The organism is Arthrobacter sp. sptzw32 (genome assembly GCF_059089735.1).
On record NZ_JBNHEZ010000005.1, the window covers coordinates 322,638 to 336,013 of the forward strand.

13 protein-coding genes and 1 pseudogene are annotated in these 13,376 nt (G+C 64.1%); 10 read left to right on the top strand and 4 right to left on the bottom strand.

Annotated elements, in window-relative coordinates; genetic code table 11:
- Positions 1-65: 65 nt before the first annotated feature.
- Together AC5RVN_RS12350 and AC5RVN_RS12355 are read right to left on the bottom strand one after the other, a co-directional pair.
- Positions 66-965: an NAD(P)-dependent oxidoreductase gene (locus AC5RVN_RS12350; protein WP_494106063.1), complete on the bottom strand. Its 900-nt coding sequence runs from the start codon at positions 963-965 to the stop codon at positions 66-68.
- 161 nt (positions 966-1,126) lie between these two features.
- Positions 1,127-2,611 carry a four-carbon acid sugar kinase family protein gene (locus tag AC5RVN_RS12355; RefSeq protein WP_494138106.1) on the bottom strand — a complete coding sequence of 495 codons (1,485 nt, stop codon included), beginning with the start codon at positions 2,609-2,611 and terminating at the stop codon, positions 1,127-1,129.
- Between the two features lie 154 nt (positions 2,612-2,765).
- Here AC5RVN_RS12355 and AC5RVN_RS12360 point away from each other — a divergent pair, with 154 nt between their 5' ends.
- The gene (locus AC5RVN_RS12360) at positions 2,766-3,470 is read left to right on the top strand and encodes a FadR/GntR family transcriptional regulator (RefSeq protein ID WP_494040511.1); all 705 of its coding nucleotides are present in this window, start codon (positions 2,766-2,768) and stop codon (positions 3,468-3,470) included.
- 130 nt (positions 3,471-3,600) lie between these two features.
- Positions 3,601-3,813 (top strand): dodecin, encoded by a 213-nt coding sequence (locus AC5RVN_RS12365; protein ID WP_256249351.1) that lies wholly within the window; start codon positions 3,601-3,603, stop codon positions 3,811-3,813.
- Between the two features lie 80 nt (positions 3,814-3,893).
- Here the strand turns inward: AC5RVN_RS12365 and AC5RVN_RS12370 are convergent, their stop codons facing one another.
- The gene (locus AC5RVN_RS12370; protein WP_494106066.1) at positions 3,894-4,112 is read right to left on the bottom strand and encodes a hypothetical protein; all 219 of its coding nucleotides are present in this window, start codon (positions 4,110-4,112) and stop codon (positions 3,894-3,896) included.
- Between the two features lie 140 nt (positions 4,113-4,252).
- A complete protein-coding gene (locus AC5RVN_RS12375; protein ID WP_494138107.1) occupies positions 4,253-5,170 on the bottom strand; it encodes a helix-turn-helix domain-containing protein in 918 nt (305 codons plus the stop codon).
- Positions 5,171-5,376: 206 nt separating this feature from the next.
- Here AC5RVN_RS12375 and AC5RVN_RS12380 point away from each other — a divergent pair, with 206 nt between their 5' ends.
- The 8 genes and pseudogenes from AC5RVN_RS12380 to AC5RVN_RS12415 form a co-directional block, all read left to right on the top strand.
- Positions 5,377-6,198 carry an aldo/keto reductase gene (locus tag AC5RVN_RS12380; RefSeq protein WP_494138108.1) on the top strand — a complete coding sequence of 274 codons (822 nt, stop codon included), beginning with the start codon at positions 5,377-5,379 and terminating at the stop codon, positions 6,196-6,198.
- A gap of 33 nt (positions 6,199-6,231) precedes the next feature.
- Positions 6,232-7,203: an aldo/keto reductase gene (locus tag AC5RVN_RS12385; protein WP_494138109.1), complete on the top strand. Its 972-nt coding sequence runs from the start codon at positions 6,232-6,234 to the stop codon at positions 7,201-7,203.
- A complete protein-coding gene (locus AC5RVN_RS12390) occupies positions 7,197-8,225 on the top strand; it encodes an NAD-dependent epimerase/dehydratase family protein (RefSeq protein ID WP_494138110.1) in 1,029 nt (342 codons plus the stop codon). Before AC5RVN_RS12385 ends, AC5RVN_RS12390 begins: the two co-directional genes overlap by 7 nt.
- Positions 8,226-8,357: 132 nt before the next feature.
- On the top strand, positions 8,358-10,910 hold the full coding sequence (locus AC5RVN_RS12395; protein ID WP_494138111.1) for a rhamnogalacturonan lyase: 2,553 nt from the start codon (positions 8,358-8,360) through the stop codon (positions 10,908-10,910).
- Positions 10,911-10,942: 32 nt separating this feature from the next.
- The gene (locus AC5RVN_RS12400) at positions 10,943-11,776 is read left to right on the top strand and encodes an aldo/keto reductase (protein WP_494040504.1); all 834 of its coding nucleotides are present in this window, start codon (positions 10,943-10,945) and stop codon (positions 11,774-11,776) included.
- A gap of 132 nt (positions 11,777-11,908) precedes the next feature.
- On the top strand, positions 11,909-12,175 hold the full coding sequence (locus AC5RVN_RS12405; protein WP_494040503.1) for a GlsB/YeaQ/YmgE family stress response membrane protein: 267 nt from the start codon (positions 11,909-11,911) through the stop codon (positions 12,173-12,175).
- 112 nt (positions 12,176-12,287) lie between these two features.
- The gene (locus tag AC5RVN_RS12410; protein WP_494138112.1) at positions 12,288-12,758 is read left to right on the top strand and encodes a YtxH domain-containing protein; all 471 of its coding nucleotides are present in this window, start codon (positions 12,288-12,290) and stop codon (positions 12,756-12,758) included.
- Positions 12,759-12,958: 200 nt separating this feature from the next.
- Positions 12,959-13,376, top strand: a pseudogene (locus AC5RVN_RS12415) (hypothetical protein); the annotation flags it as partial.

A 13,376-nucleotide genomic window follows, 5' to 3' on the forward strand; every position in this document is an offset into this window, starting at 1 on the left:
GGGTGGGTACGACGACGGCGGAGGGGGGACCGCCGTCGTCGTACGTTTTGGGGGAAGGTGGCTTGTTACTGGGTGCGCTTGGTGGGGGCGACGACCTTGATGACGGCGGAGTCATCAGCGGCGGCGAGGCCCTGTGCCTGGCCCAGGAGGTAGAGCTGCTCGGCAGCGGCTGCAACCGGAGCTGCCAGCCCGGCAGCGCGGGTGGCCTTGCCCACGATGCCCATATCCTTGACGAAGATGTCCAGGCGGGACAGCACCTCCGCGCCTTCCTCGTTGTACGCCTCGAGGATGCGGGGCCCGCGGTTGGACAGCATGAACGAGCCAGCGGCACCGGCTTCGAGGGCGGCCAGGGTCTTGGCCTGGTCAAGTCCCAGGGCGTCGGCGAGGGCCATGGCCTCGGCGGCAGCTGCGATATGGACGCCGCAGAGCAGCTGGTTGACGGTTTTCAGGGCCTGGCCGTCGCCGGGCTTATCGCCCACCACGGTCAGGGTCGAAGCCAGCAACTCCAGGGCCGGGGCTGCTTTCCCCCGGGCCTCAGGCGAAGCGCCCACGACGATCAGCAGGTCGCCTTCTCCGGCGCGCTTGGGTCCGCCGGACAGCGGGGCGTCAACAAGCTCCACGCCGTACTCGGCAAGCTTGGCCACGGTGCCGGGGATTGGCTCGGTGCCCACGGTGCTGCCGAGGATGACGACGGCACCGGGCTCCAGCACGGAGGCGACGCCGTTCTCGCCGAAGAGGACGTCGTTGAGCTGTTCGCCGTTGCGGACCGCCAGGAGCACGGCGTCGGCGCCCTTGGCGGCTTCGCGGGCTGTGGCGAACGTGGTGATGCCCGCTTCCTCGGCCAGCTTCAGGCGCGGCTCGGCGATGTCGTAGCCGTGCACGGTCAGCTGGGAGGCCATCCGGGTGGCCATGGGCAGTCCCATGGCGCCGAGGCCCAGGACGGTAACGGTGTAGCTGCTGGTCATGATGTTCTCCATTGAATTCTGGGGGAATTACGACGAGTGGCGGGTGGGGCCACGCGGACAGGGTTCCCTGGCCGTGGAGCCGCACCGGCGAGGGCCCCGCCCCGAGCTTGCGAGGGGTGGGAGCCGGTGCGGACTTGCGAGGCTAGGGGGGGCCGTGGGGACTAGAAGGTGTTGCTGAGCTTGCGGGTGACGTCGGCCAGTGACTGGTCATCGCCCACGTTGCCGGCGAAGACGATGTACGGGATGCCCTTGGCGGGGCCGTCCACCGGCTCCCAGAGCGAGACGATGCCGGGAAGCATGGGCCCGCGGACAATAGCGTGGCGGATCTCCAGGCCGTGCGCGGCAACGTCGGAGGAGGTGATGCCGCCCTTGGCGATGACGAACCGGGGCGGGAAGATTTTCAGCGTCCGGTTGACCACGGCGACGACGGCGGCGGACACCGTGCGGGCGATCCGAAGGCTCTCGGCGGGGTCGTCAGTCTTGATCAGCAGGCGGCTGGTGTGGACGATGACGTCACCTTCGCGAAGGGCTTCGACGACGGTGTCCACGGTGAGGTCCAGGTGGGCGGCCGCTTCTGTTTCGGCACCAAGGAGCCTCTCGACGTCGATCTCCACGATGCGTGCCGCGCGGTGCTGCTCGGTGAGTGCCTTGAGCTGGCGGGTGGTGACGCCGACGTGGGAGCCGACAACGATGAGCCCGCCTGCTTCGGATGGAGTGTTGCCGGCGTAGGCTTCCGCTGCAGTCAGCTCGGTGCGGATTTCCTGGCCGATCCGGGCGCGGCCAAACGGCGGACCCACGCGGTAGAGCAGCTTTTTGCCCCGCCGCTCGGCTTCTTCCAAACCCAGGGACAGGGCGCGGAGGTCGTTTTCGGTGACGATGTCAGCCACGATCGGAGTGGAGTCCGTGGCCGCATCGATGGCATCGGCGATGGCGTTGGCACTGATGGCGGGGTCCTGGGCTGCAGCACCGGCGCGAATGGTGTTCAGGTCCAGGACGATCACGGAGTCCGCTGCGAAACGTCCTTGGGACTTCTCTTCGACGTAGTCCGCCATGACGGACGTGGTGAAGCCGAACGTGGCGTCCTCGGCAAACTCGGTCTCCGACACAGGAGTTAGAGTGCCGCCGGCTCCGCCGGTGCCGCGCATGTAGTGGACACCGCCGATGGTGACGCGCCCGGCGTCGGGAAAGGCGGGGACCAGCACTACGCCGTCGGTTTTTTCACCGCTGACATCGGCAACCGTAGCGGCAATGACATCCGGTTCCAGAGGATAGTGGCCGCGAAGGGTGGAATCGCTGCGGCTGACGAACCCGAGGCGCAGCCCTTCAGGCGAGCCGGCGGCGGCAAGGGCGTTGCGGACCACTTCTTCATTGCGGGCCGCGGCCTCTGCTGGGTCCAGGCTGCGGGTGTTGGTGAGGACGTAAACGGCGGGTTTTGACTGGCCAAAAGCCCAGATGAAGTCCTCCACGTCCCAGCTGGTGAGCACGGGCAAATCTGCCACGGACTGCGTACCGGTGGGGTCGTCGTCGAGCACTACCAGGACGCGCGGGGTCTCGGCGTTGGAGGCAGCCAGCGTGCTGGCCACCAGTTCGGCGGGAATCCGGACTTCGGCCGGGTAGCGGGCAAGAACGTCTGCTTCAAGCGTCACAGTGCACTCCATTGTGTATGAATCCGGGAGGGATCCGGATGTGAAAACTGTAAGATGTCTGACATTTCTATCTGAATGCCAGTGTGGCACAGGACATAAAGACGCGCAAGTAGACTTGTCTGACATATCCACGGAGACACCGACGGGGGCAGCAATGGCAAGAAAGTCGCTGGTAGGCCAGGTGGCTGATGAACTCCTTGACCGGATCATCGCAGGCGATTTTCCGCCCGGTGCCACCGTCCCCGGCGAGCATGAACTCAGCGCCAGGCACGACGTCAGCCGCATGACTGTCCGCGAGGCGATGAAGACCCTGGAGGCGCAGCAGATCCTCAGCGTGGAGCGCGGCCGCGGCACTTTCGTCAATCCGTTGAACCGGTGGACATCACTCGAAGCCGTGCTGCGCGCCGCTTCCGAAGGCAAAAACGAGGCAGAGGCGTCCGTCCAGCTCATCGAGCTGCGGCGCATGCTGGAGACAGGCGCCTGTGAACTTGCGGCAGGACGCATCAGCGACGCCGACATCCAGACGCTCTACAGTCACGTGGCCGCAATGCGGGCCGCCCACGGAGTGAACGATGTTGCCGCTTTCGTGGCGGCAGATTTGGCCTTCCACGACCTGATCCTGCATTCCTCCGAAAACGTTTTTGTGGCCGTGTTGTTCGAACCGCTCCACCGTGTGCTGGAAAAACGGCGGGCAGAAACCTCGGCGGTGCCGGAGATCCAGGAACACGCTATAGGCCATCACCAGAACATCGCCGAGGCACTGGAGTCCCATGATGCATCACGGGCACGTGAAGCCATGGACGCGCACATGCAGCAGACCCTCGATGACCTCAGGAACCTGGTGCTTGAAGCGCAGTGAGTATCCCCTCGAGGGGTCAGGGCCGGGAGCTGCAGTTCCCGTCCGGGGACTGGCCAACGTTCTTGGCGTGCCATTAGTCTTCAAGGACGGCCCGCAAACTGGGTGCGCAAGGCAATCACGAGGAGCGAAGTTGTCCAACCACACATACAGCATTTCTGAAATTGTCGGCACGTCGGATCAGGGAGTGGATGACGCCGTCCGGAACGGAATAGCCAAGGCATCCCAGACCCTCCGGAATCTTGACTGGTTTGAGGTCAAGGAAATCCGGGGTCACCTGGAAGAGGGCAAGATCGCCGACTGGCAGGTGACCATCAAGCTCGGTTTCCGGCTCGAAGATCACTAAGTCAAAGCCAACTGGCCCGCAGTCAGTGCCGCTCGTAGTGGGCGGCACTGACTGCGGGCCAGTTCTGCGTTCAGCCCCTGCTAATTAGCCGGGCCTGTACCTGCTGAACGGCGCCGCCAGACTGTGGGAGCGCCGTCGAACGCCGGAAAAACGTGTCCTTGGAAGAAGGACAGCACGGTATGCGGGTCGAGGTCAGGGCTCCAAAGGCCGGAGGCCGGGCAGTGGGAGCCCGTGGCGGTGGAGGGCGGGCCGGTGGCGGCGGAAGTTTGGCGTTCCTTCAGCAGGGCGATGCGTTTCATCGTTGAGACCATCCTTGGGTGGGAGCTTGTTTTCCCAGCCTAGGAAGGGCAGGGAACGATCCCTATGGGCTCATGGCCAGAATTGGTCGCTGCTGCTGGCCAAAAGTACAGGGGCGCAGGTTCGGGTTACTTCCGCCCTCTTACTCCCCGCCCTCGGTGGCGGCTACGGGAGCGTCGGCCGCAGCTTTGGCCTGCCCGTCCTGGCCTGTTGCGCTGCCGCCGGCGGCACCGAGGCTGCCCAGCAGTGCCAGGGCATCGGCGGACGGCGACCCCGGCCGGGCGGAATAGATCCGGAGCGTCTGGTCCGGATCCTCCGGAAGGACGAGGTTTTCAAAGTTCAGCTCGAGTTCTCCGATGACGGGATGATACAGGCGGACCATTCCCGCGGACCGCGTGGCCACCCGGTGCCCCGCCCACCATTGCCGGAAATGCTCGCTGTTCACCGCCAGTTCGCCCACTAACTGGTTGGCCTGCGCGTCGTTGGGATGCCTGCCGACATCCAGGCGGAGCGCGCCGGCGGCTTCGGCAGCCACTGTCTTCCAGTCGCGGAACAGCTCGCGGGCAGCGGGGTCCAGGATGAGCCAGCGGGTCAAGTTCCGTTCCAGCGCAGGAAGAGCAGGAAAGTCGGTGAAAAGCAGGAAGGCCAAACGAGCACCCGCGAGCACGTCGGTGCGGCGGCCAAGCACCAGGGCTGGAACATCCCCCACTGCCTCAAGGAGGTGGCGCAGAGCCGGACGAACGCCTTGGGCCACCTGCCCCGTTGACCGAGGCGTGGCTGCGCAGTGCTCCAAAAGATCCATCATGTGGGCCTGCTCGCCGCTGCTGAGGCGGAGCGCCCGGGACACCGCGTCCAGGACGGTGCGCGAAGGGTGGATGTTCCGGCCCTGTTCCAACCGGACATAGTAGTCCGTGCTGACGCCCGCCAGTCTTGCCACCTCTTCCCGCCGAAGGCCGGGCACCCTGCGGGCACCTGTGGACCGACTGGTTCCGGCGTCTTCGGGAGTTAACCGGGAACGCATGGCTTTAAGAAATTTGCCGAACTCGGCGCTTTGACCCATGCAGACCATTGTGACCCGCGCTGTCCGCCCGGTTCTACAACGAAGGTAGGACTGGCAGTCCTAGGAAAAATAAGAACAGCCTTGCTTACTGACAGAGCCGTCAAAAGTGCATAGGCTCAATACCGAGCCAAGCGGAAACCGCTTTCTCACGGTCGAGCCCACGGCACCCCCGCACTTTTACCCCGCCTCTATACAAGGAGCCACCCATGTCAGAGCTGACACTGAACAACGGCGTCACCATCCCCCAACTTGGTTTCGGCGTTTTCCAGGTACCGCCGGAAGACACCCAGCGGACCGTGGAGGACGCCCTTGAGGCCGGATACCGCCACATCGACACCGCTGCCGCCTACCGCAACGAGGCCGGCGTGGGAGCTGCAGTCGCGGCCACCGGCATCCCGCGCGAGGACATCTTCATCACCACCAAACTTCGCAACGGCGAACAGGACCGGGCCCAGGAAGCATTCCAGAACAGCCGCAAGGCACTGGGCCTGGACTATGTGGACCTGTACCTCATCCATTGGCCGGTCCCGTCGCAGAACCTGTACGTGCAGGCCTGGAAGGAGATGGAGCGGCTGTACGAGAACAACCAGATCCGCGCTATCGGGGTCTCCAACTTCCTGCCCGAGCACCTGGACGAGCTACTGGAATCTGCGGAAATCGTCCCGGCCGTGAACCAGGTTGAGCTGCACCCCAGCTACCAGCAGGCGGAACTGGGGGACAAGTGCCGGAGCCTTGGCATCGCAGTGGAGGCTTACAGTCCCCTCGGCCGCGGTGCGGATCTGAACCGCAACGCAGTGACCGCCATCGCAAATGACCACAACGCCACCGCCGCCCAGGTGGTGCTGGCCTGGCACTTGGCGGCCGGAAACATCGTCATCCCTAAGTCCAGCCAGGGGTCACGCATCCGTGAAAACTTCGCCGCGTCCGCCCTCACACTTTCCGACGAGGAACTTTCCGCCATTACGGCACTGGAGTCCGGAGCGCGCCAAGGGTCCGATCCCGCCGTCGCCTCCTTCACACAGCTGTAGTTTCGACGGGCTCAACCACCGAAAGGACTTCGAATGCAGTACACCCAACTGGGCCGCTCAGGCCTGAAAGTCTCCCGGCTCTGCCTGGGAACCATGAACTTCGGCCCCCAGACAAAGGAAGCCGAAGCCCACAGCATCATGGACTCCGCACGTGACCAGGGAATCAACTTCTTCGATACCGCCAACGTGTACGGCGGAGCCGGGCACCGGGGCTGGACCGAGGAAATCATCGGCCGCTGGTTCGCCAAGGGCGGCGAGCGCCGGGACCACACGGTGCTGGCCACCAAGCTCTACGGGACCATGACAGACCGCCCCAATGAATCCAAGCTCTCTGCGCTGAACATCCGGCGTGCGCTGGATGCAAGCCTGAAACGCCTGCAGACGGACTACATTGACATCTACCAGTTCCACCATATCGACCGGAACACCCCGTGGGACGAGATCTGGCAGGCCATCGAGGTGGCGGTGCAGCAGGGCAAAATCCTCTACTCCGGCAGCAGCAACTTCGCCGGCTGGCACATCGCCCAGGCGCAGGAAGCTGCCCGGAGGCGCAACTACACCGGCCTGGTCAGCGAACAGTCCATTTACAACCTGTTTATGCGCCAGGTGGAACTGGAGGTTATTCCGGCGGCCCAGCAGTACGGTCTCGGGCTCATCCCCTGGTCCCCGCTGCAGGGCGGACTCCTGGGCGGGGTGCTGAAAAAAGAGCGGCAGGGTGTCCGGCGGACCGAGGGCAGGGCAGCTGAGACCCTCAAGAAGCACCAGGACCAGATCCAGCAGTATGAGGACTTTGCCGATGACCTGGGCCAGGAGCCCGGCGACATTGCCCTCGCCTGGCTGCTGCACCAGCCCGCGGTCACGGCGCCAATCGTGGGGCCGCGCACCCAGGAACAGCTCGACGCCGCCGTCCGCGCTTTAGACGTCGCCCTTGACGCCGATGCGCTGAAGCGGCTCGACGACATCTTCCCCGGGCACCGGACCGCACCGGAAGACTACGCGTGGTGAACCCACCTGTCAGCGAGGCTGGAACGGTGGCGCCAAAAAGCATCCTATTCATTGGCGGCACCGGGGTGATCAGCGCCGCGGCGGCACAACGCGCCGTCGCGCTGGGCCACCGGCTCACAATCCTCAACCGGGGCCGGTCCACCAGGCCGGTCCCGGTTGGGGTGGAGATTCTGCACGCGGACGTCCGGGATGTCTCAGCGGTTCAGGAGGCGCTGTCCGGGCGGGAGTTCGACACCGTTGCGGATTTCATCACGTACAAGCCGGACCAGGCCAAAGCCAGCCTCGACCTGTTTGCCGGCGGCACCGGCCAGTACGTGTTCATCAGTTCCGCGTCCGCCTATCAGAAGCCTCCGACGCGCCTGCCCATCCGCGAATCCACACCGCTGAAAAACCCGTTCTGGCAGTACTCCCGGGACAAGATCGCCTGTGAGGAACTGTTTTACGAGGCCTACCGGGAACAGGACTTTCCGCTCACGGTGGTCCGCCCGTCCCATACCTACGACCGCACCAAGATTGCCATGGTGGGCGGCTGGACGGACATCCACAGGATGCGTACTGGGCTGCCGGTCATGGTGCACGGCGACGGCACCTCGCTCTGGACATTGACCCACAGCAGGGACTTCGCCAAGGCATTCGTGGGGCTGCTGGGCCGGCCCCAGGCGGTAGGCGAAAGCTACACCATCACTTCCGATGAGTACCTGCCCTGGAACCAGATCTATCGGCTGTTCGCCCGGGCAGCAGGTGTCCCGGAGCCGGAACTCGTTCACGTTGCATCGGAAACGATCGCCGCGCACAGCGACGAGCTCGGGCCCAACCTGCTGGGCGACCGCTCCCACTCGGTGGTGTTCGACAACGCCAAGATCAAGTCCCTGGTGCCGGACTATTGCGCCACCATCCCCTTCGCCGACGGAGCCCGGGAAATCGTGGGCTGGTACGACGCCAACCCCGGGCTGCAGGTAGTCAACCGGGAGTTTATGGACCTGAGTGACCGGCTGACCGCCTGGACACGCCGCGGCGCCTGAGCCGGTCAGCTCAATTTACAACGTTCTAAATACCTTCTTTGCCGGCATGCCGCAAGGCTTGTTTCGGGCACACCCCTGCCGCTAGGTTATCGGGGAAGCGTTTTCCCACGACAAAATTGAAAGGATTCACTGATGAATCCGAGCAGGAACCCCGCCCGCCTTCTTTCGGCAGGTGCCCTGGGAGTTGCCCTGGCCCTGGGCTGCCTCTCCAACCCGGCCACCGCCGTCGAACGTTCCCCGAAGACCGGCGCCCCCAGCATCCAGCTGGACCACCTGGACCGCGGACTGGTGGCCGCCAAGACGTCGGAAGGAGTGTTCCTCAGCTGGCGCCTCCTTGGCCACGAAGCCACCGGATCCTCTGCCACCGGCCTAACCGGCACGGACTTCAACGTCTACCGGGACGGCGAGAAGCTGGCGACCGTCACGGACAGCACCAACTACCAGGACGCTGCTGGAACCGCGGCGTCGGAATACCAGGTGCGGGCCGTCGTCGGCGGCGTTGAACTGGACCGGAGCCCAAGCGCCACGTCCTGGGGCGGCAACTTCACGGACATCCCCCTCAAAAAGCCGGCCGACGGTGTCACCCCCACGGGTCAGGCATACACCTACGCTGCGAACGATGCCTCCATTGGTGACGTGGACGGTGACGGCCAGTACGAGTTCGTCGTCAAATGGGACCCGAACAACTCCAAGGACGTCTCCCAGGTGGGTTACACCGGGAACACCTATGTTGACACCTACAAGACGGACGGCACCCTCCTCCACCGCATCGACCTCGGCGTGAACATCCGCTCCGGCGCCCACTACACCCAACTCCTGGTCAACGACTTCGACGGCGACGGCCGCGCGGAGATGATGATGAAGACGGCGCCGGGAACCAAAAGCATCAACTTCAACGCCGACGGCAGCGTAGCTTCGGAAAGCTTCATCTCCCTCCTGCAGCCGGACATCGTTGCCGGCTACTCCAACTCCGACGACTACCGGATGAGCGCCGCTGACTACTACCAGCACATGGTGACGATGTTCCAGGGCTGGAGTGAGCACCCGGAAGTGAAGGCCGGCAACTGGCCCGCCACGCTGGAGGAAGCGTTCGGAATCGCGCCGAAGTACCAGTACCCGCTGTGCGAACCGGACGCCAAGGCACTCGCTGACTACTTCATGGACGTCTATGCGCCGTCCCGCAACACCAAGAACAACCTGCGGGCCTTCGAGGGCTTTGTCCTGTCCGGCCCGGAGTACCTTACTGTCTTTGAAGGCGCCTCGGGCAAGGAACTGAAGACGGTTGCCTATGAGCCCGGCAGGCACGACGACGGCCTCATGTGGGGCGATTACGCCATGGCCCGCATTGAGCCGGGCAACCGCGTGGACCGGTTCCTCGCCGGAGTCGCCTACCTGGACGGCAAGAAGCCCGCGGCCGTGTTCGCCCGCGGCTACTACACGCGCAGCACCCTTGCCGCCTACACCTGGGACGGGTCCAACCTTTCCCCCGAGTGGAACATCGACTCGGGCTGGACGCCCATGACCAACCCGTTCAATGACGGCCCGCACGGGCGTGACGGCACCGACCCCGTGTTCGGCAAGCTGACCACCCAGGGCTTCCACTCACTAAGTGCCTCGGACGTTGACGGTGACGGCAAGCAGGAAATTGTTTACGGCTCCGCAACGATCGACGACGACGGCTCGCTGCTCTACAGCTCCTTCGACACCATGCCGGCCGGCAGCGCCACCCCGGGCACCGAAGCGCGCCTGGGCCACGGCGATGCCATGCACGTCACCGACATCGATCCTGCACGGCCGGGCAAGGAAATCTTCAGCGTGCACGAAGGCGGCACCTATGCGCCCTACGGCTACGCCATGCGCGACGCCGCCACCGGGAAAGTTCTCTTCGGCGCCTACTCCGGCAAGGACACCGGCCGCGGGATGATCGGGGATGTTGATCCTGCCGTTCCCGGCATCGAGAACTGGGCCATCGGCATGCAGTCGGCCGATGGAGACAAGCTCTCCACCAAAACCCCGGGCACCAACATGAGCATCAAGTGGGCCGCGGACATGACCACGCAGCTCATCAACGGGTCCGGAAATGACACCCCAAGCATTGACGACTGGAAGCGCGGGCGGTTGCTCACTGCTACGGACACCCGCACCAACAACGGCACAAAGGGCACCCCCAGCCTGGTGGCGGACGTGGTGGGTGACTGGCGGGAGGAACTGCTGGTGAGGACTGCGGACAGTTCAGCCCTGCGCATGTACCTGAGTACCGAGGTGACCAACCACAAGCTCTACACCCTGATGCAGGATCCCCAGTACCGTGCAGAAGTTGCACGGCAGAACACCGCTTATAACCAGCCGGCCTATACGGACTTCTACCTCGCCTCCGACATGGACTTCGCAAATGTTCCCCTGCGCGCCGCCTGGCTCCCCGGCAGCGTAAAAGCGCTGGAGCACGTTCTGGAAGACCTGGTCGAATCAGGAGACGTTGCGGGGCCGGTGGCCAGCCAGCTGACGGCGGGACTCCGGCAGGCTGCCAAGGCCGTTGAGGACGGCGACGCAGCCAAGGCCGGGCAGGCGCTGCAGCGCTTCACGGACTTCCTCAGCCAGCAGAAGAACCCGGACAAGGTCTCCAATGACGCACGCGTTGCCCTGAGCTACAACGCGGAAAACATTCTGAAGGCGTTCGGGGGCTAGGACGGCCGCCACATAAGGGAGAGACTGTTGCAATGACACTCGCACCGCTGATCAAACTCAATGACGGCTACTCCATCCCGCAAGTGGGCCTCGGCACCTGGCCCATGGACGATGACCAGGCGGCGACCGCCGTCGTACAAGCCCTGGAAGCCGGCTACAGGCACATCGATACTGCCGTTAAGTACGGGAATGAACAAGGCGTGGGCAACGGTCTCCGGGCCAGTGGCGTGGACCGGGACGAAGTGTTCATCACCACCAAGGTCGATGGCCAGTTCCAGGGCAACGACCGGGCCGTGGAAGGGCTGGAAGGGGCGTTGAAGCGGCTGGGGCTCGACTACGTGGACCTGTTCCTGGTCCACTGGCCGCTGCCCCAGAGGGACGAGTATGTGTCCACCTGGAGGACCTTCGAGCGGCTGCAGGGGGAGGGCAAGGCGCGTTCCATTGGTGTTTCCAACTTCAAGCCCGCCCATTTGGAGCGGCTGATGGCCGAGACGGACACAGTGCCGGCTGTTAACCAGATTCAGCTGAATCCGGCAGTCACCCGCGTAGCGGAAAGGGAGTTCCATGACCGGCACGGGATTGTGACGCAGTCCTACAGCCCGTTGGGAGGGGACGGAGCCGGCCTCTTGAGTGCCCCGATCCTGTCCCAGCTGGGGGAAAAGTATGGCAAAACACCCGGCCAACTGGTCCTTCGGTGGCATGTCCAGAACGGAATTGTGACAGTTCCCAAAACATCCAATCCGGAGCGGATGCGGGAGAACCTGGACATCTTCGATTTCGCCCTGGACGCGCAGGATCTAGCGGAGTTATCGATCCTCGATGAGGGGCCCAACGCGGGCAACGATTCTGACGTCACGGGCCACTGAATGGCCCTGAAATGGGCTTTTTCTAAAAACCGGGGTTGGCAAATAGATAGTAAGCATGATTACTATTGAGACAGAAGGATGAAGTGCTTCCGGGATCCGGAGGCCTCCTTTACTTAGGAAGAGGAACAAAAAATGGGATTCATTGCATTTCTAATTCTCGGACTTATTGCTGGTGCGATCGCTAAGGCGATCCTTCCGGGCCACCAGGGTGGCGGCTGGCTCATCACCCTTGTTCTGGGCGTCGTTGGAGCACTCCTCGGCGGCTGGATTGGCGGAATGCTCTTCGGCACCGGTCTGCAGGAGTTCTTCTCCCTGCAGACGTGGCTGCTGGCCATCGGCGGCGCACTGATCGTGCTGCTGGTGTACGGCATGATCACCAAGCGCGGCGCGCGCCGCTAACTAGCGGGCAAGCCAGGAAAACCGGCCTTGGGACAACATCCCCTGGCCGGTTTTCCTATCTCCCGGCCTCTCTGGCCGGAACTGAAACCTTCTCAGGGAGCAGGAGTTCATCATGAAAAACAAACTTCTTTTAGGTATCGGCATCGCCACCGGGTATGTTCTCGGATCACGGTCCGGCCGGGCAGCCTACGACAAGCTCAAGGCACGCGCTGCGGGCATCTGGGACAGCAAGCCTGTCCAGGACAAGGTGACCGTGGCAACAGAGGCCTTCAAGGAGAAGGCCCCTGAAGTTGCGGACCAGCTGACCGAAGCGGCCCGCCGCGCAAGTACCGTCATTGGCTCCGCAATGCACCGTGACTCCTCGTCCGCATCCGGCAAGTCCACGTCCGATGCCGCTACTACTGCGGACGCCTCAAGCGGCACGGCTGGAAATACTGCCGGGGGGACACCTGGCGTTTCGGGCACTACTTCCGGCGCCCCCGGGGTTTCCGGCCTTGACGGTGGCCACATCCCTGCCCACAGCACCCATCCCGAGACGCTTTACCTGGACACCTCCAGCGGTGAACCGGAATCAAAGCCGTAGCTGGCGCGGCTGCCCGTTAGGGCGCGGCGCTCCCTTGTGACAGGGGCCCAGCGCTGACGTGCTACAAGTAAGTTGCCGTGCTGGCCGTCGCGATCCTTGGGGGACGCGGCGGCCAGCGGCGTTTAATGCCAGCTCACCCTCTTATCCACATAGCTGCTTTTGCTCGCGGTTTTGTCAGGGGTGTTTGGCAGAGTTGTCCTATGGAAGCCATTGGGCAACAGCTTGCGGGGTTCGGCGGTTCTGCCGCCGTGCTGACGCGGGCGGGGAGCAGTTTCGCCGGTGGCCGTGAGGCGTACGACGGCGGCACTCGCGTCGGTCTGGCCGGTCGCCTTCGCGTCGTTCCCGGCAGTCCCGCGCCTCATAAACCCGAACTGGATGAACCCGAGCCGTTTGAACCCACTGATGAATCTGACGGGGACGAAGCTGTACCGGATAAAGCTGCGCCGGAAGCGGCGGCCTTGGCCGTGGCAGACCCGGTACGCACTGAATTGCCGCTGGGTTTGGCCGAGTGTGGCCGGCTTCTGACGGCGGCCGCTGCAGCCGCACCGGGTGTGCTGGCCGGGGGTGACTACGTTGAAGCCGCTGATTTCGCCGGGCACGTGGAAGACCTCTTTCGGA